17 protein-coding genes are annotated in these 19,232 nt (G+C 61.0%); 16 read left to right on the top strand and 1 reads right to left on the bottom strand.

The features are described 5' to 3' along the window. Window positions 1-183: 183 nt before the first annotated feature. Complete coding sequence (roxP, locus tag F1563_RS09970; RefSeq protein ID WP_002514937.1) at window positions 184-669, bottom strand: oxygenase RoxP; 486 nt, start codon at window positions 667-669, stop codon at window positions 184-186. A gap of 223 nt (window positions 670-892) precedes the next feature. Here roxP and F1563_RS09975 point away from each other — a divergent pair, with 223 nt between their 5' ends. From F1563_RS09975 to F1563_RS10055, 16 genes are all read left to right on the top strand, one after another. Then, the gene (locus F1563_RS09975; protein WP_002527917.1) at window positions 893-2,170 is read left to right on the top strand and encodes a geranylgeranyl reductase family protein; all 1,278 of its coding nucleotides are present in this window, start codon (window positions 893-895) and stop codon (window positions 2,168-2,170) included. A gap of 96 nt (window positions 2,171-2,266) precedes the next feature. Further along, complete coding sequence (locus F1563_RS09980; protein WP_002527916.1) at window positions 2,267-2,650, top strand: NADH-quinone oxidoreductase subunit A; 384 nt, start codon at window positions 2,267-2,269, stop codon at window positions 2,648-2,650. Between the two features lie 94 nt (window positions 2,651-2,744). Then, window positions 2,745-3,302 (top strand): NuoB/complex I 20 kDa subunit family protein, encoded by a 558-nt coding sequence (locus tag F1563_RS09985; protein ID WP_172623663.1) that lies wholly within the window; start codon window positions 2,745-2,747, stop codon window positions 3,300-3,302. Then, window positions 3,299-4,123 (top strand): NADH-quinone oxidoreductase subunit C, encoded by an 825-nt coding sequence (locus tag F1563_RS09990; protein WP_002527914.1) that lies wholly within the window; start codon window positions 3,299-3,301, stop codon window positions 4,121-4,123. The genes F1563_RS09985 and F1563_RS09990 overlap by 4 nt, the downstream gene beginning before the upstream one ends. Continuing rightward, a complete protein-coding gene (locus tag F1563_RS09995; RefSeq protein WP_002527913.1) occupies window positions 4,123-5,421 on the top strand; it encodes an NADH-quinone oxidoreductase subunit D in 1,299 nt (432 codons plus the stop codon). Before F1563_RS09990 ends, F1563_RS09995 begins: the two co-directional genes overlap by 1 nt. Next, window positions 5,418-6,200, top strand: coding sequence for an NADH-quinone oxidoreductase subunit NuoE (gene nuoE / locus F1563_RS10000; protein WP_002527912.1), 783 nt, complete (start codon window positions 5,418-5,420; stop codon window positions 6,198-6,200). Before F1563_RS09995 ends, nuoE begins: the two co-directional genes overlap by 4 nt. Then, window positions 6,197-7,531: an NADH-quinone oxidoreductase subunit NuoF gene (gene nuoF / locus F1563_RS10005; protein ID WP_002527911.1), complete on the top strand. Its 1,335-nt coding sequence runs from the start codon at window positions 6,197-6,199 to the stop codon at window positions 7,529-7,531. Before nuoE ends, nuoF begins: the two co-directional genes overlap by 4 nt. Next, a complete protein-coding gene (locus F1563_RS10010) occupies window positions 7,528-9,966 on the top strand; it encodes an NADH-quinone oxidoreductase subunit G (RefSeq protein WP_149302677.1) in 2,439 nt (812 codons plus the stop codon). The genes nuoF and F1563_RS10010 overlap by 4 nt, the downstream gene beginning before the upstream one ends. Continuing rightward, a complete protein-coding gene (nuoH, locus tag F1563_RS10015; RefSeq protein ID WP_002527909.1) occupies window positions 9,963-11,285 on the top strand; it encodes an NADH-quinone oxidoreductase subunit NuoH in 1,323 nt (440 codons plus the stop codon). The genes F1563_RS10010 and nuoH overlap by 4 nt, the downstream gene beginning before the upstream one ends. Then, window positions 11,285-11,881, top strand: coding sequence for an NADH-quinone oxidoreductase subunit NuoI (nuoI, locus tag F1563_RS10020; RefSeq protein WP_002527908.1), 597 nt, complete (start codon window positions 11,285-11,287; stop codon window positions 11,879-11,881). The genes nuoH and nuoI overlap by 1 nt, the downstream gene beginning before the upstream one ends. Beyond that, window positions 11,881-12,735 carry an NADH-quinone oxidoreductase subunit J gene (locus F1563_RS10025; RefSeq protein WP_002527907.1) on the top strand — a complete coding sequence of 285 codons (855 nt, stop codon included), beginning with the start codon at window positions 11,881-11,883 and terminating at the stop codon, window positions 12,733-12,735. The genes nuoI and F1563_RS10025 overlap by 1 nt, the downstream gene beginning before the upstream one ends. Then, on the top strand, window positions 12,732-13,031 hold the full coding sequence (gene nuoK / locus F1563_RS10030) for an NADH-quinone oxidoreductase subunit NuoK (protein WP_002527906.1): 300 nt from the start codon (window positions 12,732-12,734) through the stop codon (window positions 13,029-13,031). The genes F1563_RS10025 and nuoK overlap by 4 nt, the downstream gene beginning before the upstream one ends. Window positions 13,032-13,041: 10 nt before the next feature. Next, entirely contained in the window at window positions 13,042-14,928 is a 1,887-nt protein-coding gene (nuoL, locus tag F1563_RS10035) for an NADH-quinone oxidoreductase subunit L (protein ID WP_002527905.1), read from the top strand. Window positions 14,929-14,945: 17 nt separating this feature from the next. Then, complete coding sequence (locus tag F1563_RS10040; protein WP_002527904.1) at window positions 14,946-16,439, top strand: NADH-quinone oxidoreductase subunit M; 1,494 nt, start codon at window positions 14,946-14,948, stop codon at window positions 16,437-16,439. Beyond that, window positions 16,436-18,052 carry an NADH-quinone oxidoreductase subunit NuoN gene (nuoN, locus tag F1563_RS10045; RefSeq protein ID WP_002527903.1) on the top strand — a complete coding sequence of 539 codons (1,617 nt, stop codon included), beginning with the start codon at window positions 16,436-16,438 and terminating at the stop codon, window positions 18,050-18,052. Before F1563_RS10040 ends, nuoN begins: the two co-directional genes overlap by 4 nt. Before the next feature lie 189 nt (window positions 18,053-18,241). Further along, the gene (locus F1563_RS10055; protein WP_007434088.1) at window positions 18,242-19,216 is read left to right on the top strand and encodes a polyprenyl synthetase family protein; all 975 of its coding nucleotides are present in this window, start codon (window positions 18,242-18,244) and stop codon (window positions 19,214-19,216) included. Window positions 19,217-19,232: the final 16 nt, after the last annotated feature.

The raw sequence follows: 19,232 nt of genomic DNA on the forward strand, positions 1-19,232 counted from the left end.
TTCGAGCGGGCCTGGGTCCGGGATCGAGACGGTGCGGGCGCACAAACGGGCTGAACCTGGGGCAAGGATCACGGTGGCAGGATAACCCAGATGTCTACATGGGCAGCGCCGTCTCATCGCTATGAGCGCCGACGAGAACGGCCAATTCGCGTTGGCCTGGCGGCGCTGCCCACGCCTATTAGCTCAGTTGATGGCGGGATCCACCGTGAATGTCTTGACGCTCACCTGGGAGAGACGCTCCCGGGTGCCGTTAACGTAGTGCGGGTAGGCACAGTAGCCGAGAGCCCGGTAGGTGGTGCGCTTGCCGCCGTGAAAGTTGAATGCTGCGGCCGCGGATCCAACGTGGAACGTTGCAGTGCCACGTCCAGTGCCGCCGATGAGCTGTGACTCGTCGAACGTTCCGGACCATACCTGATGGCCCTTGTCGTCGAGGACGCGGGCCACCAGGGATTGCTGGCGACCGTCGGCTCTCACGCATGGGGCGCTTGGCTTGACCTTAATGGTGAGAGGGGTGGCCGTACTGAACGGTCCAGTGTGCTGTGCAGGGTCCGTCACCGACACTTGGGGACCGGTCGGAAGTTGGCTTCCATTAAGGGGTGTGGCAGCTCCGGGAACGCCGAGTGCAATGGTCGATGCGGCTGCCAGGCTGGCAGCGATTTGGACGAACATGATGGTCTCCCGATATGTCGTACGTATGGAAATTAGCGAAAATCATTTAGACTTTCGTTTGGAGCATAGCACTGCATAGTGTCACTAAGGTGTTGGAGACGACGGCGTCCCGGGTAGAGGTTTATCTGCCTTCCGGCTTCGTGAACCTGGCGCGCCGACATGCTTGTAGCTGACAGCCCCTAGACTCGCCTTTGCAGATGCCGGTAGTTCGGCGCCGTCGTCGATGAGGAGGGTCCACGTGACGAGTCAGATGGAGTCCGACGTCGTCGTCGTCGGTGCTGGTCCCGGCGGTTCGGCGACTGCCGCACATCTTGCCCGCAGGGGGTTGCACGTCACCCTGCTGGAGAAGGCGACCTTCCCCCGCGACAAGGTCTGCGGTGACGGCCTGACTCCGCGTGCTGTCAAGCAGCTCATCCGGTTGGGAATAGACGTCTCCGAAAAAGCCGGGTGGAAACACACTGAGGGGTTGCGGATCCACGGTGGACGTGTCACCCCCTTTGTTCTTCCTTGGCCCGAGCTGGCTGACTACCCCAATTTCGGCATGGTGTGCCGACGCACGGTTCTCGACGAGCGTCTGGCCCGTCACGCCGAGTCGCAGGGAGTCACCCTCGTTGAGAATGCTAATGTCATTGAGCCGATCCTCAATCCTAACGGCCGTATTCGCGGCGTCCGTACGTCCGAGGGTGCCGAGTATTCCGCCCCCGTTATCGTCGCAGCCGATGGCAATTCTTCTCGACTCGGCTTAGCGATGGGCCTGCACAAGCGGGACGATCGTCCGATGGGCGTGGCGGTACGCGCCTATTACCGCTCTGTGCTGTCGGAGTCGCGTAATTTGGAGAGCTGGCTAGAACCGTGGGACGGGACCCCGCAAGAATCTGACCTCTTGCCGGGCTACGGCTGGGCCTTCCCTGAGGGGGATGGAACGGTCAATATCGGTTTGGGAATGCTCAATTCCTCTGCCGCCTTTGGGAACACTGACTACCGCTCCTTGATGAAGCGCTGGCTGTCACATCTGCCCGCCGAGTGGACCCTTGACGAAGAACACCAGGAGGGGCCGATCCGCGGTGCCGCCTTGCCGATGGCGTTTAATCGTCAACCTCACTATCACGACGGTCTGCTACTTGTAGGGGATGCCGGCGGCATGGTTAACCCATTTAATGGCGAGGGCATCGATTACGCCATGGAGGCCGGTGAGTTGGCGGCTGACGCCATCGCTGAGGCCTATTACTGTGGCCACCAGACACCGGCTGCCGAGAAAGCGCTTCAGGGGTACCCGCGCGCCCTTCGGCACCACTTCGGTGGTTACTACCGGCTGGGGACGATCTTCGTGCGACTCATTGGTGACCCGCGCGTCATGAAGATCTGCACGACGTACGGGCTTCCTCGCCGTCGACTCATGAAGTTTGTGAATAAATTATTGGCAAACCTCACTGATTCCGAATCTGGAGACCTTGATGACCGTATTATCAACGCCCTGACGAGGGCTGCCCCGTCGGTGTGAGGTCGTGGTCGACGACTGCCATCTGGCGTCGCCAAACCTCAAGTTAGGTTACCCAAAGTACCAGCGCGACAAATGAGAGTCGTATGGTCTGAGCGAATGGTGCTGACTAGAGGTGGTGAGATGAACGGATATGCTCCCCTGGTGGGGATGGTCGTCCTCGGTGCGTTTTTCGTGCTGGCGACGATCGCAGTCAACGTCGTTCTTGCGGTAAAACGACCCAACCGCGCAAAGCATGAGATTTACGAGTGTGGCATTGAACCAACGCCACAACCTGCAGGTGGCGGAAAGTTCCCGGTCAAGTTCTTCGTCGTCGCAATGCTCTACATCGTGTTCGACATCGACATCATGTTCCTCTACCCGTGGGCGGTCGACTTTAACCACCTCGGCGTCTTTGCACTGGTGGAGATGGTGTTGTTCGTGGCGATGGTTTTCATCCCCTACCTCTATATCCGTCGCCGCGGCGGCCTGGATTGGACCTGATCTTCCCGCGCGGCCTTGGGGTCGCGCGCAGCAAATATGTTGAGTGGCCCGAGCGCCACATCACTCAACGTCTAAGAAAGAAAGGATGCGCGAGATGGCTGAGTACGACGCCGACGTCCCAGCTGGCATCGTGATGACCTCAATGGAGGCCATCGTCGGATGGCTCCGCAAGACCTCATTCTGGCCGCTGACGATGGGCCTGGCCTGCTGCGCCATCGAGATGATCTCCTACGGTGGCCCGCGTGCTGACGCTGCGCGCTGGGGTCACGAGGTGTTCCGTGCCTCTCCCCGTCAAGCAGATCTTATGATCGTTTCGGGCCGGGTGAGCCAGAAGATGGCTCCGGTGGTCCGTCAGCTGTACGACCAAATGCCCGAACCCAAGTGGGTTATCTCGATGGGTGCATGCGCATCTTCTGGCGGCATTTTCAATAACTACGCGGTTGTTCAGGGATGCGACCATATCGTCCCGGTGGACGTCTACCTGCCAGGCTGTCCGCCCAGCCCGGACATGCTCATTGACGCCGTCTTCAAGATCCGTGAGCAGATCCAGCACTGGCCGCTCATGGGCCACATGTCCGAGGTCGAGGCAGCCAAGGAGAAGCAGACCCTTGAAGCCAAGACCACCCTCGAGCAGAAGGGGCTCATGCGATGAGTGACAAGCCGACCCCGCGCGGCGCCGCAGGCGGCTCGGACTCTGGGGACCGCATCCCCGACGGCCGCAATTCCCTTGATCCCAGCCATCCCGATCAGGTTCACACCCCGGCCAAGGGCCGCGAGTGGACCGATCGTCGCATCGATACTCGAACGGGCATGTGGGGGGCGACCTCTGGCCCCGGCGACACGTCTGGTTACGGCGGCATCGTTCGCACCGTCGAAATAGCTGGCAATTCCGAACGCCCCTATGGCGGCTGGTTTGATGAGGTCGCCGATCGCATGGCGGAGCTCGTCCCCGACTTTTCTGACGGCTTGACCGTGGTTGATCGCGGGGAAATCACCTTCTTCGTCCGCCCTGAGAAGCTCCTCGAACTGGTCAAAGTTCTTCGCGACGACGAGGCTCTGCGCTTTGAGAGCTGTTCGTGCTTGACCTGCGTGCATTATCCGAAGATGACTGGGCGTGAGATGCATGTCGTGTACGACCTGCTCTCTATGACACATAACCGACGCATTCGCCTCGAGGTCGCCCTGGCTGATCCCGGCCAGGAGGACGTCGCCCGTACCGGGCACAGCAATGTCAATTTGCTGCCCCACGTACCCAGCATCGTTTCGGTCTACCCGCATGTGGACTTCCAGGAACGCGAGGCCTGGGACATGTTCGGGGTCATTTTTGACGGTCATCCAGCCCTTACTCGCATCCTCATGCCCGACGACTGGGTCGGCCACCCGCAGCGTAAGGACTATCCGCTCGGTGGTATCCCGATCGAGTACAAGGGTGCCGTCGTGCCACCGCCGGACCAGCGCAGGAGCTACAATTGATCAGCGAGAACGAGTACTTGTCCCAGGGCGGCGACTGGGCCCAGATCGTTGATGAGGCCGCTGAGCGAGGCGACGAGACCATCATCGTGAATTTCGGGCCTTCCCACCCGTCCACCCACGGTGTCATGAGGCTCATCATCGAGCTTGATGGCGAGTCGGTGTCGGACCTACGAGTTGGGATCGGCTTCCTCCACACCGGTATCGAAAAGAACATGGAGTTTCGCACCTGGGCTCAGGGTGTCACCTTTATGACCCGGTGCAATTACGTTGCGAACTTCTTCAACGAACTGGTGTACTGTTTGGCCGTTGAGAAGCTGCTCGGCGTCACCGACGACGTTCCCGAGCGTGCTCGAGTACTTCGAGTCATGATTACTGAGCTGAACCGCATTTCCTCGCACCTCATCGCGGTGGGTACTGGCGGCCTGGAGCTTGGTGCCTCCTCAGTGGCCGAGGTTGGCCTGAGGGAACGCGAGATCATCCTAGAGTTCAACCAGGCCGTCACTGGTCTGCGTATGAACAACGCGTGGATCCGTCCTGGTGGCGTCGCCACTGACCTGCCCGAGACCGGGCTCGACCAGTTGCGTGACCTCATTAAGCGCATGGAGAAGTACCTCCCCGAGATCGGCCAGTTCTGCAATGAAAACCCAATCTTCAAAGCTCGCACTAAGGGCATCGGTTACGCCGACCTGTCTACCTGTATGGCCCTAGGAGTTACCGGCCCTGCGCTGCGCGCCACTGGCTTGCCGTGGGATCTTCGAAAGACCCAGCCCTACTGCGACTACGACACGTACGACTTCGACGTCGCCACCTGGGATACGTGCGACTGTTACGGGCGCTTCCGCATCCGTCTGGAAGAAATGGATCAGTCGGTGCGCATTCTCAAGCAATGTCTCAAGCGCCTTGAGGACACCCAGGGCGATCGTCACATGGTTGAGGACCCGCACATTGCGTGGCCGGCCGAATTGGCTCTGGGCCCCGACGGCCAGGGCAACTCCAATGAGCATATTCGCCACATCATGGGTGAGTCGATGGAGGCTCTCATCCATCATTTCAAGATCGTCACTGAGGGATTCCGGGTGCCTGCTGGCCAGGTGTACCAGGCTATCGAGGGAGCCGGGGGCGAGCTTGGCTGCCACCTTATTTCTGACGGTGGTGTCCGGCCTTATCGTTCCCACTTACGCGATCCCGGATTTATCAATGTGCAGTCTCTGCCCGCCATGTGTGAAGGCGGGATGCTTTCCGACGTGGTGCCATCTTTGGCATCCCTAGACCCCGTCATGGGAGGAGTCGACCGATGAGCGATCGCGAACCTGTCAGCTTGGGATACCCCTACGTCGAGTCTTTCCATTCGAACTTCTCGGGGAGCGGTGGAATTGACCAGTCCGACCGTTCTACCAATATTGACGAGCACACCATCGAGGAGATGCGCCAGATTGCCTCGCGCTACCCCGATCCGCGCTCGGCGCTGCTGCCGATCCTGCACCTGGTGCAGTCGGTGGATGGACGCGTCTCCCCGGTCGGCATTGAGACCGCAGCTGAGGTGCTGGGCATAACGACCGCTCAGGTTTCCGGTGTGGCGACCTTCTACACCATGTACAAGAAGCACCCTGCTGGTCAACACCACATCGGTGTCTGCACTACTGCGCTGTGTGCCGTCATGGGTGGCGAAGAAGTGCTTGCCCGCGTCGAGAAGAAGCTTGGCATCAAGGAGGGGGAGACGACCCCCGACGGCAAGTTTTCCCTTGAAGGAGTGGAGTGCAATGCAGCCTGTGACTTCGCGCCGATCATGATGGTCAACTGGGAGTACATGGACAACATGACCCCGATTCGTGCCGAAGAGATCCTAGACGCCTTGGCCCGCGACGAAGAGGTTCACTCCACCCGCGGTGCGAAGATCACTAGTTGGCGTGAGGCCGAGAGGGTGCTTGCTGGTTTCCCCGATGGTCGGGCCGACGAGGGCCCCAGCGCCGGTGAGGCATCTTTACGAGGTGTCCGTCTAGCGAAGCAGAACGGCTGGAAAGCTCCAGATTCGAATAACCTGCCCGCTCCCGCTGAGCCCGTGGAGGAAAAGAAGTGACCGATCCACTGACCCCGATTCTGTCGGCCAATTGGGGCGACGAGCGCAGCTGGAAGTTACTCAACTACGAGCGACAGGGCGGATACACCGGCCTTCGGCATGCCTTGACGATGCAGCCTGATGAGGTCGTCTCGCTGGTTAGGGACGCTAACCTGCGTGGTCGCGGTGGCGCCGGATTCCCTACCGGCATGAAGTGGTCCTTCGTACCTAAGGACAACCCCAACCCGACCTACTTAGTTGTCAACGGCGACGAGTCCGAGCCGGGCACCTGCAAGGACATGCCACTTATGATGGCCTCCCCGCACACCCTTGTCGAGGGTGTCATCATCGCCTCCTACGCCATCAAGGCCAAGGTGGCCTTCATTTACATCCGCGGCGAGGTGTTGCACGTCATTCGACGCGTGCAGCAGGCCGTGCGGGAGGCCTACTCAGCGGGTTACATTGGCAAGAACATCCTCGGTTCCGGATATGACCTCGACGTCGTCGTCCATGCTGGCGCAGGCGCCTACATCTGTGGCGAGGAGACGGCTCTGTTGGATTCTTTGGAGGGGCGTCGAGGACAGCCTCGTCTGCGCCCGCCTTTCCCGGCTGTTGCTGGACTGTACGCCAGCCCGACGGTCATCAACAACGTTGAGTCCATTTCGACGGTGCCGGCGATTCTGCGTAACGGCAAGGAATGGTTTAAGTCCATGGGTACTGAGAAGTCCGATGGCTTCACCATTTACTCGCTGTCAGGGCATGTGGCCCACCCCGGACAGTATGAGGCTCCCATGGGCATAACCCTGCGTCAGCTCCTCGGCATCTCCGGTGGCATGCGGCAGGGACATGAGCTGAAGTTCTTCACCCCCGGTGGTTCCTCGACTCCGATTCTGGCCAAGGACGACCTCGACCTTCCGCTCGACTATGAGGGGATGGCCGGGGCCAAGACGATGCTCGGTACGAAAGCTCTGCAGTGCTTCGATGAGACAACCTCGGTGGTTCGCGTCACGCTGCGGTGGCTGGAGTTCTACAAACACGAGTCCTGTGGCAAGTGCACCCCATGTCGTGAGGGCACCTGGTGGGTCGTCCAGATGCTGCGTCGCATTGAGGCCGGTGAGGGCCAGGAGGGTGACGTCGACAAGCTGTTGGACATCGCCGACAATATCGGCGGCCGTTCTTTTTGCGCTCTGGCCGACGGTGCTGTGGGCTGTCTGCGTGGGGCTATTGGCCACTTCCGAGACGAGTTCGAAGCCGGGTGCCGGGGGATTCCCGCCTGGCAGTACCTGCCTTATGAGCGCAGTTCGATCTTCAACGACGCCGATCGCCGAGTCCTGGAGGGGGCCGGAGCATGAGCGAAAATAAGCCTGTCGAACTCGTGACGTGCACCATCGACGGTCAGCAGGTGAGCGTACCCAAGGGAACCCTCATTATCCGCGCGGCTGAGTCCATTGGCACCGTTATCCCAAGGTTCTGTGATCATCCGCTGCTTGACCCGGCCGGTGCCTGCCGTGAGTGCCTTGTCGAGATTCCCGACGCCGGTAATGGGCGTGGGTTCCCCAAGCCACAGCCGTCCTGCACTATGCCGGTGGCCGAGGGGATGATCGTCAAAACCCAGGTCAGTTCCGAGATGGCTCGCAAGGCCCAGGAGGGCATGCTGGAGTTCCTCCTCATTAACCACCCGCTGGATTGCCCGATCTGCGACAAGGGTGGCGAATGTCCCCTACAGAACCAGGCGATGGCTAACGGACGCGGTGAGTCCCGCTACGGCGGGGTCAAGCGCACCTATCCCAAGCCGATCAACATCTCAGCCCAGGTGTTGCTGGACCGCGAGCGCTGTGTGCTGTGTCAGCGCTGTACTCGGTTCGCTGACCAAATCGCCGGAGATCCCTTTATCAACCTGCAGGAGCGCGGCGCCGTTTCCCAGATTGGAGCTTATGAGGGTGATGACTTCAACTCGTACTTCTCCGGGAACGTCATCCAGATCTGCCCGGTGGGTGCTCTCACCAGTGCCGAGTACCGCTTCCGTTCCCGTCCCTTTGATCTGGTCTCGACGGTGACGACCTGTGAGCACTGCGCCGCCGGCTGCCAGCTGCGCACCGACCACCGTCATTACGAGGTCAAGCGTCGCAATGCCGGTAACCTGCGGGAGGTCAACGAGGAATGGAACTGCGATAAGGGTCGTTTCGCCTTCCGCTATGGCCGTGGCGACGACCGGGTCACGACTCCGTTAGTGCGTCACAACGGTGTGCTGGAACCGGCGTCATGGGCTGAGGCCCTGCAGACCGCCGCCGCTGGATTGACGAAGGCTGGCACCAGCGTCGGCGTTCTCACCGGTGGACGACTCCCGGTGGAGACATGCCTGTCTTGGTCGCGGTTCGCCCGCGTCGTACTCGGCACGAACAACGTCGATTTCCGCTCTCGTCCCCACTCGGCGGAGGAAGCCTCTTTCCTGGCAAGCCGGGTGGCCGGGCGCAGCCTCGAGGAGTCCGTCACCTACGCCGACCTTGAAGAGGCTTCGCGGGTGGTCCTGGTCGATCTCGAGCCCGAAGACGAGTGCCCGATGATCTTCCTGCGACTGCGAAAAGCGTGGCGTCGCCACAAGGTCGCGATCACTGCGGTTGGAACACACCTGTCCAATGGTTCGGCGAAGATGGGAGCCGAGCTAGCTCGCTGCCTGCCTGGTCAGGAGCCTCAGGCCCTAGCCCAGCTGGTAGCCGACGGGACCATAGGTGAGGGAACCATCGTGCTGGTGGGGGAGAGAGCTGGCACCCGGCCTGGCACCCTGTCGGCCATCAACGACCTTGACTCGACGGTACGGGTGGCCTGGGTGCCGCGTCGAGCCGGCGAGATTGGTGCCATTGAGGCTGGTTTGCTACCTCAGTTGCTACCAGGTGGGCGTTTCGTCGACGATGCCAAAGCCCGCATCGATATCGCAGCTGCGTGGGGAGCTACCAACCTGCCGAACCAGCCCGGCCTTGACGCCGACGGAATGTTGGCTGCCGCCCGAGCCGGACAACTCGACGCGCTGGTCGTCTCTGGCGTTGAGCTGGCCGATATGCCTGACCCGACCGGGGCTCGCGAGGCCGTCGAGAATTGCGGGTTCGTCGTTTCAGTCGAGCAGCGCTTCTCCGAGGTCTCGGCCCGAGCCGACGTCGTTTTGCCAGTCTGTCTACTAGAGGAGACCTCCGGCACCTTCCTCGACTGGGAACACCGTACCGGCCGAGTCCGGGTGGTTAACAAGCAGCCCGCGACTCCCATGAACGAGATTCGCGTCCTTGATGCGCTGAGCGCACAGATGGGGTCGGTCTCCGGCCTCGCGACGGTCGCTCAGGCCCACAAAGCCTGGAAGGACCTTGGGCAGTGGCAGGGGGGCCATCCGAAGATGGAGTCGACTCCCCCGCTCGTACCGCAGGCACCCATGGTTGAGGCCGGTTCGGTTGGCCGAGCGCTGGAAACTTGGCGTCAGTTGCTGGAGGGCTCAGCAAGCCTAACTGGCGCCGATGCCCTCGTCGCCACCGCACCCGCGCCGGTTGCCGTCATCGATCCGCTGACGGCTAAGCAACTTGGCGTGACTAACGGACAACTCATCGACGTCTCCGGGCCTATCAGTCTGCGACTGCCGGTCAAGGTCGACGCGACGATGACGGCTGAGGCGGTGTGGATCCCGTCGCTGCGTGGCGATTCGACCGCCCCGCAGAGCCGCACCACCGTCCCCGACGCTCCGGGAACTGTCGTCTCGCTGAGCGCCGTTGAATCCGAAACTTCCCGAGAGGCAGGTGTGGTATGAGTCCCCTCGAGGCCACCATTGACCCGGTGTGGCTCATCATTATCAAGGTCGTCATCCTCTTTGTGATCCTGTTGGCCTGGACCATCTTCAACGTATGGTTCGAGCGTCGTGTGCTGGCCAAGATGCAGAACCGCATCGGACCAATTATGAACTCGGCATGGGCTGGTGGTGTGTTCCAGGCTGTCGGTGATGGTCTGAAACTCATCTTTAAGGAGATGCTCACCCCGAAGGGTGCCGACAAGATTGTCTTCAACCTGGCACCGGTTATCGCGGGCATCGCCTGTTTTGCGTCCTGGTCTGTCATCCCGCTCGGTGGTGAGGTGTCAGTGTTCGGTCACACCACCAGGCTCCAGATCACCGACATACCGGTCGCCGTGCTGTTCATCCTTGCGGTGGCGTCCATCGGCATCTACGGCGTGGTGCTGGCCGGCTGGTCGTCGGCGGGCACCTACTCCCTGCTCGGCTCGCTCCGTTCTAGCGCCCAGATGATTTCCTACGAGGTCGCGATGGGCCTATCCCTGGTGACGGTATTCATCTTCTCCGGCTCGATGTCGACGTCGCAGATCGTCGAATCCCAAGCAAGTCACTTGGTCGTCGGCGGGTTTGATACCCATATCGCAGGGCACTACTGGCTGTTGCTGATCCCGAGCTTCATCATTTACGTCATCACGATGTTCGGTGAATCCAACCGTCTGCCCTTCGACCTACCAGAGTGTGAGTCGGAGCTTGTCAGCGGTTACATCACCGAGTATTCGGGCTTCCCCTATGGCATGTACTTCCTGACGGAATACATCAACATGGCGACCCTGTCGGCGGTGTGCACCACCCTGTTTCTGGGTGGCTACCGCGCTCCATGGCCGCTGAACTACTTTGGTGTCATCGATTCGGGCTGGTGGGGTTTGCTGTGGTTCTTCCTCAAGACCCAGCTCGTCATCTTCTTCTTCGTGTGGGTGCGTGCCGCGATCCCGAGGTTCCGCTACGACCACTTCATGGATCTGGGCTGGAAGGTCCTCATTCCGGTGTCACTGGGGTGGGTCCTGCTGGTCGCTGCTTGGCGCACCGTCATCAACCAAGGGTGGGGTCGTAACCCGGTCTTCCTGGCGATCGTCGGCGTCATCATTGTTGCCCTCATCGTCTGGGCATTCATGGGGGGCAAAGCCGATTCCGCGGCCAAGGAGAGTCCTGATAAGCCCTTCGACGCTTTCGCCGGTGGCTATCCGGTACCGCCATTGCCACATCAGGTGCAGGCTCCACTGGCTGGGGCCGCAACCGCCACCACGGTGGCTCGACGAGACCACGACGAGAACGGAGGTCTGTGATGGGAGCCTGGTCAGGATTCGGGATCACCTTCGAGACGATGTTCCGCAAGCCCTTCACCCAGGGATACCCGGAGAAGGGCAAGGAAAAGCCGATGCCCCCGCGCATGCACGGTCGTCACCAGCTCAACCGCTGGCCTGACGGGTTGGAGAAGTGCGTGGGTTGTGAGCTGTGTGCCTGGGCTTGCCCAGCCGATGCCATTTATGTCGAGGGTGCAGATAACACTGACGAAGAGCGTTACTCCCCCGGCGAGCGTTACGGCCGCGTCTACGAGATTAACTATCTGCGCTGCATTCTGTGCGGAATGTGCATTGAGGCATGCCCAACTCGTGCTCTGACGATGACCAACGACTTCAAGATGGCAGACACCTCGCGTGCCAAGCACATTTGGACCAAGGACGAGCTGCTGGCTCCCCTCAAGGAGGGCATGGAGCAGCCGCCGCATCCGCGTCGTCTCGGTGACGACGAAGACGACTACTTCAACGGCCTACCTCCCTCTGGGCAGGACGACGTGCGTACTGGTCCGACAAACAGTGGTGCCGCCGCGCGCCGAGGCGATGACAAGGACACTCAGTATAAGGACGAGGAGGCCGCCTGATGACTACAGGACTTCCCCTGCTCGCCGGTCTCGTACTTATGGTGACGGCTTCCCAGTGGGCTTTCTGGCTGTTGGCGCCGATCATGGTGTGTGCGGCCCTGGTGATTGTCTTTGCCAGAAAGCCGGTCCACTCGGCTCTGTCGCTGGCCGTGGTCATGATTTGTTTGGCCGTGCAATACGCCAGCCAGGAAGCGCCTTTCCTTTTTGTGGTGCAGATCATCGTCTACACCGGCGCCATCCTGATGCTCTTCCTCTTTGTCGTCATGCTTGTCGGCGTCGACTCCACTGACTCCCTCAAGGAGACCCTCAAGGGTCATAAGGTGGCGGCCATTGTCGCTGCTCTGGCCTTCGTGGTGCTGCTGATTCTGGCCGTCGGCAATGCGGTGACGACCGGTGTGATCGGCACTGATCATCCGATGGGCTTGGGGCAGGCCAACGCGGCGGGTGGCGATAACGTCAAATTGCTTGCCGAGTTGGTGTTCACCAAGTACGTCATCGTCTTTGAGGCGACCTCGGCCCTGCTCATCACTGCCGCCGTCGGCACGATGGTGTTGGCCCATGGTGAGGCTGACAAGAAAAAGACCCAGCGTGAGCGGGTCACAGACCGTATGGCTGTTTACGCCCAGCACGGCTCTCACCCCGGGGTTCGTCCCAACTCCGGTGTTTACGCCCGCACGAATCAGATTGGTGCACCGGCCCTGCTGCCTGACGGCACGGTGGCTCAGGACTCGGTTTCGGGGACCTTGGCGACCCGTGGCGCCATTATCGACGCCGGTGAACTGAGGGCTCCAACGCACCGGGCGTTTGCGTCTATTAGTGCCGCCCGCCACGAGGTCCAAGGAGAACTCGAATGAATCCGAATGACTACCTGGTGCTCTCGGCGATCCTGTTCGCTATCGGCATCCTGGGCTTCCTCACGAGGCGTAATGCCCTGGTGGCCTTTATGTCGGTGGAGCTCATGCTCAACGCCGCAAACCTCGCGTTGGTGACCTTCTCCCACGTGCGCGGCTCCCTCGACGGACAGGTCGGGGCGTTCTTCGTGATGATCGTGGCGGCTGCTGAGGTGGTCGTCGGCTTGGCGATCATCGTCACCATTTTCCGTTCCCGTCGCACCACCTCGGTGGACGACACCAATCTGCTGAAGTTCTGAGGGAGGCGCCGTGACTGTCCTAGAAACCGGCCTGTTCAACATGGCCTGGCTCATGATCGCGGTACCACTGGTGGTCGCCGCGCTGCTGCTGGTGCTTGGACGCCGCAGCGACGCCTGGGGGCATCTGTTGGCCACCGTGGCCCCAATCGTCTCCTTCGTCATCGGGTTGGTCCTTTTCATCGACCTGCTCGGACGCGATGTCGCGTCTCGTGCCGTCGAAGTGGGGGTCTACCGATTCATCGTCGTCGGATCCTGGGATCTGCGAGTGGGGCTCCTAATCGATCAACTGTCGATACTGTTCGTTCTGCTCATCACCTTCGTGGGCTCCCTGATCCATATTTACGCGATCGGGTACATGGCCCATGACACCGATCGTCGTCGGTTCTTTGCCTACCTCAACCTCTTCATCGCCGCGATGCTGACGTTGGTGCTGGCCGACAACTACCTCATCCTGTTCGTCGGCTGGGAGGGCGTTGGTCTGGCCTCCTACCTGCTTATCGGGTTCTGGTTTGGTCGTCCCGCTGCTGCCCGCGCCGGTAACAAGGCTTTCATTATGAACCGCATCGGTGACCTCGGTCTGACGATGGCGATTTTCACAATGCTCGCCCAGTTCGGCAGCGTGCGCTTCACTGACGTCTCGGCTAAGGCGTCGGGGCTGACGTCAACCTGGGCCACCCTACTCGGCTTCATGCTGCTACTGGCTGCCTGTGGTAAGTCCGCTCAGGTTCCGCTGCAGGCCTGGCTGCTTGACGCTATGGAGGGCCCGACTCCGGTCTCGGCCCTTATCCACGCGGCGACGATGGTCACCGCCGGTGTGTACCTGGTGGTGCGCTCCCACGAGATCTACGCTCAAACGGGCGCGGCCTCGTTGGCAGTGGCGATCGTCGGCACCGTCACCTTGTTGTTCGGTGCCTGGATCGGCTCGGCAAAGAAGGACATCAAGAAGGTTCTCGCCGGATCGACGATGAGCCAGATCGGCTACATGATGCTAGCTGCAGGTCTTGGACCTGCTGGTGCGGCACTGGCGATTTTCCACCTGCTCACCCACGGCTTTTTTAAGGCGAACATGTTCCTTGGAGCTGGTTCGGTGATGCATGGTACTGGCGACGACACCGACATGTACCACTTTGGTGCGCTATCCAAGGTGATGCCCATGACTTTCTGGACCTTCGCTTGCGGTTACCTTGCCATCATCGGCATCCCCGGTACCTCCGGATACTTTTCCAAGGATCACATCATTGAGGCCGCCTTCGACAAGGGTGCGGTGTTCGGGGTGCTGGCCCTCATCGGTGCCGGAATCACCGCCTACTACATGACTCGGCTCATGGTGCTGACCTTTCTGGGATCTAAGCGGTGGCGTGAGGGCGTCCACCCGCATGAATCCCCGGCGGTCATGACGATTCCGCTTATCGTGCTGGCCGTCCTGTCGATCTTCGCTGGCGCCTTCATGAATAACTGGATCGGTGACTGGCTGGCCCCGGCCACTGGTGCTGAGGTCGAACATGTCGGCATGTGGCACATGGGCGTGATCGGCATCGTCACCCTTGTCGTCGTGATTCTCGGCATTGTGGCGGGCTGGTTGCTCAACCGCCACGATGTGCCGAGCGAGGAACCCAAGACTCGCGATCCGCTGCTGGTCGCTGGTCGTCATGACCTCTACGGCGACGACGTCAACGATGTGGTCATGGTAAAGCCGGGACGTTGGCTGGCCGGTGGTGTCGCCGGCTTCGACCGCACGATAGTCGACGGTCTGGTTAACGGCGCTGACTCCGTTACCACGGCTTGTTCCCAGGTTATCCGCAAGGTCCAGAACGGTTACGTGCGTAGTTACGGCCTCATGATGGTCGTCGGCGTGGTGGTCGTCGGACTCGTCGTCGTCCTGGGCCGGATGGCCTGAGCGCAGGAGGAGCTGACATGTCTTTCCCGATCCTCACAGTGATCGCGCTGCTGCCGATCGTCGGCGGCGTGATCACCATGATGCTGCGCGGAGCTGCGGCCCGAGCCACCGGAGTAATATTCTCGCTGGTCACCCTAATACTGGGCATCTACGCCTTCATCATCGGCGTTAATGGCACCGACCTTTCGGAGACCTGTCGCTGGATTCGAGCGGTGGGAGCCTGGTATGCGCTGGGCGGTGATGGCCTTTCCCTAACGATGATCCTGCTGGTCGTCATCCTCGTGCCGGTGGTGCTGCTTGCCGAGTGGCACGTGGGCGACGAGGACACGGCTCGGTGGTCGACCGGGGTGTTTTTTGGCCTGGCCCTCATGCTCGAAGGACTGGCGATCTTCTGTTTTGCGGCCACCGACGTTTTGTTGTTCTACCTGATGTTTGAGGCCACCCTCATCCCGATGTACTTCCTCATCGCAGGATGGGGCGGTCCACGACGGGGTCGTGCGGCAATGAAATTCCTGCTGTACTCCTTGGCCGGTGGACTGGTCATGTTGTTCGCTGTCATTGGCGTCGGGGTACACGGCGGGTCCTTCCTCCTGAGCGACTTGGCCAAGGTGGACTTTTCGGGGGTGATCGGCAAGGAACTCTTTGTTGGGTTCTTTATCGCCTTCGCTATTAAGGCACCAATGGTTCCTGTACACACGTGGCTGCCCGACACCGCCGAGCAGGCCACGGCAGGGGCGTCGTCGCTGCTCGTCGGCTTGCTCGACAAGATCGGCACTTTCGGAATGTTGCGGCTGTGCCTTGGCCTGTTCCCGGCCGCCTCCGACTGGGCGACTCCCTTCGTTCTTACCCTGGCGATTATCTCGGTGTTGTGGGGCGCGATGATGGCCGCCACCTCGAGCGACCTCATGAGGTTTGTTTCGTATACCTCAGTGAGCCACTTCGGCTTCATGGTCATTGGTATTTTTGCCCTGACGACGACGTCGATAACCGGCTCGATCTTCTACATGTTCAACCACGGCTTTTCGACGGCGGCGCTGTTCTTGGTGCTTGGCTTCTTGGTGCGCCGAGGCGGGACGGCAAAGGTCGATGGTTATGGCGGGGTCCAGAAGGTCGCTCCGGTGCTCGCCGGAACCTTCCTCTTCGCTGGGCTGGCGACCCTGTCGCTGCCGGGTACGGGAAACTTCGTCAGCGAGTTCATGGCCCTGGCCGGTGCCTGGTTGCGTCACCCGATCTATGTCGCGGTTTCCACTATCGGCATGGTGCTGGCTGCGGTTTACGTCCTGGTGACCTACCGACGCACTATGACTGGCCCAGTGCAAGGTGCCTGCGAGCAGGTCAGCGACCTCACTGGTCGGGAGAAGTTGGTGCTTGCACCGCTCATCATTTTGCTGCTGGTATTTGGGTTCTTCCCCAGGCCGATGTTGCACGCCATTGAACCGGCGGCCACAACGACCATGACTCAGGTCCACGCCACCGATCCGGCACCCGTCGTCAAGGAGGGTCTCAAGTGAATCCCGCCCTGTTGATTACCGCGTCTGGATTGCCAGCGCTCCTCAACGTCGCGGCTCCGCATATTGAGTGGGGGCCACTGACGCCAGTGTTCGTCCTCATGGCTGGGGCCTGCGTGGCTGTGTTGGTGGAGGCCTTTGTGCCCCGATCGGGTCGTCGTCCGACCCAGATCGTTGTGACGGTTGCTACTCTGGCGGTAGCTATTGCTTCGACGCTGACCACCGTTTCTCACGGCACCAGGATCGTCGCCGGGCAGGGAACCTTAACCCTCGACGGACCGGCCCTAGCTACCTGGGGCATCCTGCTTGTGACCGGCCTCGGCGCCGTGGTGCTTTTCGCCGAGCGGGTCGGCACCACCCAGACGGCTTTTGTGGCTAGTGCCTCGTCGGTGCCTGGATCCCCCTTGGAGGCCAAGGCCGAGCAGGATCATCGCGAGCACACCGAGGTCTACCCGCTGCTGATGTTTGCGGTGCTGGGCATGATGTGCTTCTGCGCAGCCAACGATCTCATCATGATGTTTGTGGCCCTAGAAATTTTCTCCCTGCCGCTGTACCTGCTGTGCGGGATGTCGCGTCGTCGTCGACTCCTGTCTCAGGAGGCCGCGCTGAAGTATTTCCTGTTGGGCTCGCTGTCCTCGGCCTTGTTCTTGTACGGCATCGTGCTGCTGTACGGATGCGCCGGCAGCTTCAAACTTGGCGACGTGGCCGCGGTGGGCGTCACTCAGGTCGGTTCGTCGAAGCTCATCGTCGCGGGCATGATCCTGGTGGCCGTCGGTCTGCTGTTCAAGATTGGCGCGGTTCCATTCGCCTTCTGGACCCCCGACGTTTACACCGGCGCTCCGACCCCGGTCAGTGGCTGGATGGCCGTCGCAACTAAGCTCGTCGCTCTCGTAGGCCTGATGCGTGTGATGTACGTCGGTTTGGGCGCGATGAGGTGGGACTGGCAGATCGTGCTGGCCGTTGTGGCTGTTGCTTCGATGGGTATCGGTGCCATCGTAGGTCTTGCGCAGACCGATATGAAGCGTCTGCTGGCCTACTCCGCTATCGCCCATGCTGGCTTCGTGCTGGTGGGTGTTGTCGGGGCCTGGACGACCCAAACCGGCATGGTTGAGGGCCAGACCGGTTCGGTGTCGTCGGTGCTGGTCTACATGACAGCCTATGGTCTGGCCTCGATCGGTTTCTGGTTGCTCATCCTCATGGTGCGTCGCGCCGGTGGCGAGTCCACCGAGATCGCCTCTTGGGCGGGTATCGGTCGTAGTCATCCGTGGATCGGTGTGCTGGTCGTCATCTTCGTGCTGAGCTTCGCTGGTATCCCGCTGACGGCAGGTTTCACCGGCAAACTGGTGGTCTTCCTGGCCGGGTGGCGAGGCGGATACGCCTGGCTGGTGTTGATTGGAGTCCTATTCTCCCTGGTGGCAGCGGCGTTCTACCTGCGCGTCATCGTCGTCGTGTTTTTCCGATCCCCGAAGGAGGACGACGATCCCGTCGAGGTTGCCGAGCCGTCCATCGCTGGATGGATTACCCTCATCGTCTGCGCGGTATTCACCGTCGTCATGGGTGTAGTCCCACAGCCGGTTATTGACCTGTTCAACCAGGCAAGCACCTTCCTGCGCTGAGTTTCAATGGGGCCGGGGCCGCTGTCCGGAAGACGTGCGACCTCGACCCGGCTACATCTTTAGGCCATGGCAACGACATCCCAGCAAGACGGGAGCACTGTTGAGCCAGTAGTGTGGAAGATGGCCGGGTCACGTCAAGACGATGGCCAGACGAGCACCGGGCGATCGCCTGGTCGGAAGAGGAGAACCGTGTCGTACAGCGCAAGCAGCGAGTTCACCGATCTGGTGAGCGCCAAACTTGCCCTCATCGAGGACGAGCTAGGTCGTCAGGCCGGCGCCGACACACCTTTTGTGGCTGAGGCGGCCAATCACATCATTTCTGCCGGTGGCAAACGATTTCGTCCGTTGTTGGTGGTGTTGTGCTCTCAGTTTGGTCACGAGGCCGACGAGGCCGACCTCGTGCGTGCCGCCGTTGTGGTGGAGCTCACCCACGTCGCCTCGCTATATCACGACGACGTTATGGACGAGGCATCCAAGCGCCGCGGTGCCCCTTCGGCGAACCTGAGGTGGGGTAACTCGGTGGCCATTATGGTGGGCGATTACCTGTTCTCTAAGGCTTCTCTGGCTGTGGCAGAGCTGGGCGTCGACTTCGTCAGACTGCAGGCCCGGACGTTCTCCCGCCTGGTGCAGGGGCAGATTGCCGAGACCCGTGGCCCGTCCCAGGGGGAGGATCCGCTGGCCCACTACCTCAAGGTCGTTGCCGATAAGACCGGGTCTCTCATTGCAACCTCTGCTGTTTTTGGGGCGATGGTTTCCCACGCATCCGCAGAAAACGTCACTGCACTGGAGCAGTTTGGCGAGGACATCGGAGAGGTATTCCAGCTCGCCGATGACCTCATTGACGTCACCTCGACGGCGACCGGCAAGACCCCCGGTACTGACCTGCGCGAGAAGGTCCCGACCTTGCCTACGCTTCTGTTGCGCGCCTCTGGCGACCCGGCAGACGCCGAGCTTAAGAAAATGCTTGACGCTGACCTTTCCGACGACGCCGTGCTGGCTGACGTATTGGAGCAGCTGCGCGCCAACCACGTCATCGAAGAGGCTCGTGCCGAGATCCAGCGCCGGGCTGACCGCGCCCGAACCCATTTGGCTCCGCTGCCTGACGGGGAGGCTAAACAGGCCCTTGACGCTCTGTGTGACGAGGTTGTGTCTCGCTCCTCCTGACGCCACGTCCGAAACT

Source organism: Cutibacterium modestum (assembly GCF_008326345.1).
Lineage (GTDB): Bacteria > Actinomycetota > Actinomycetes > Propionibacteriales > Propionibacteriaceae > Cutibacterium > Cutibacterium modestum.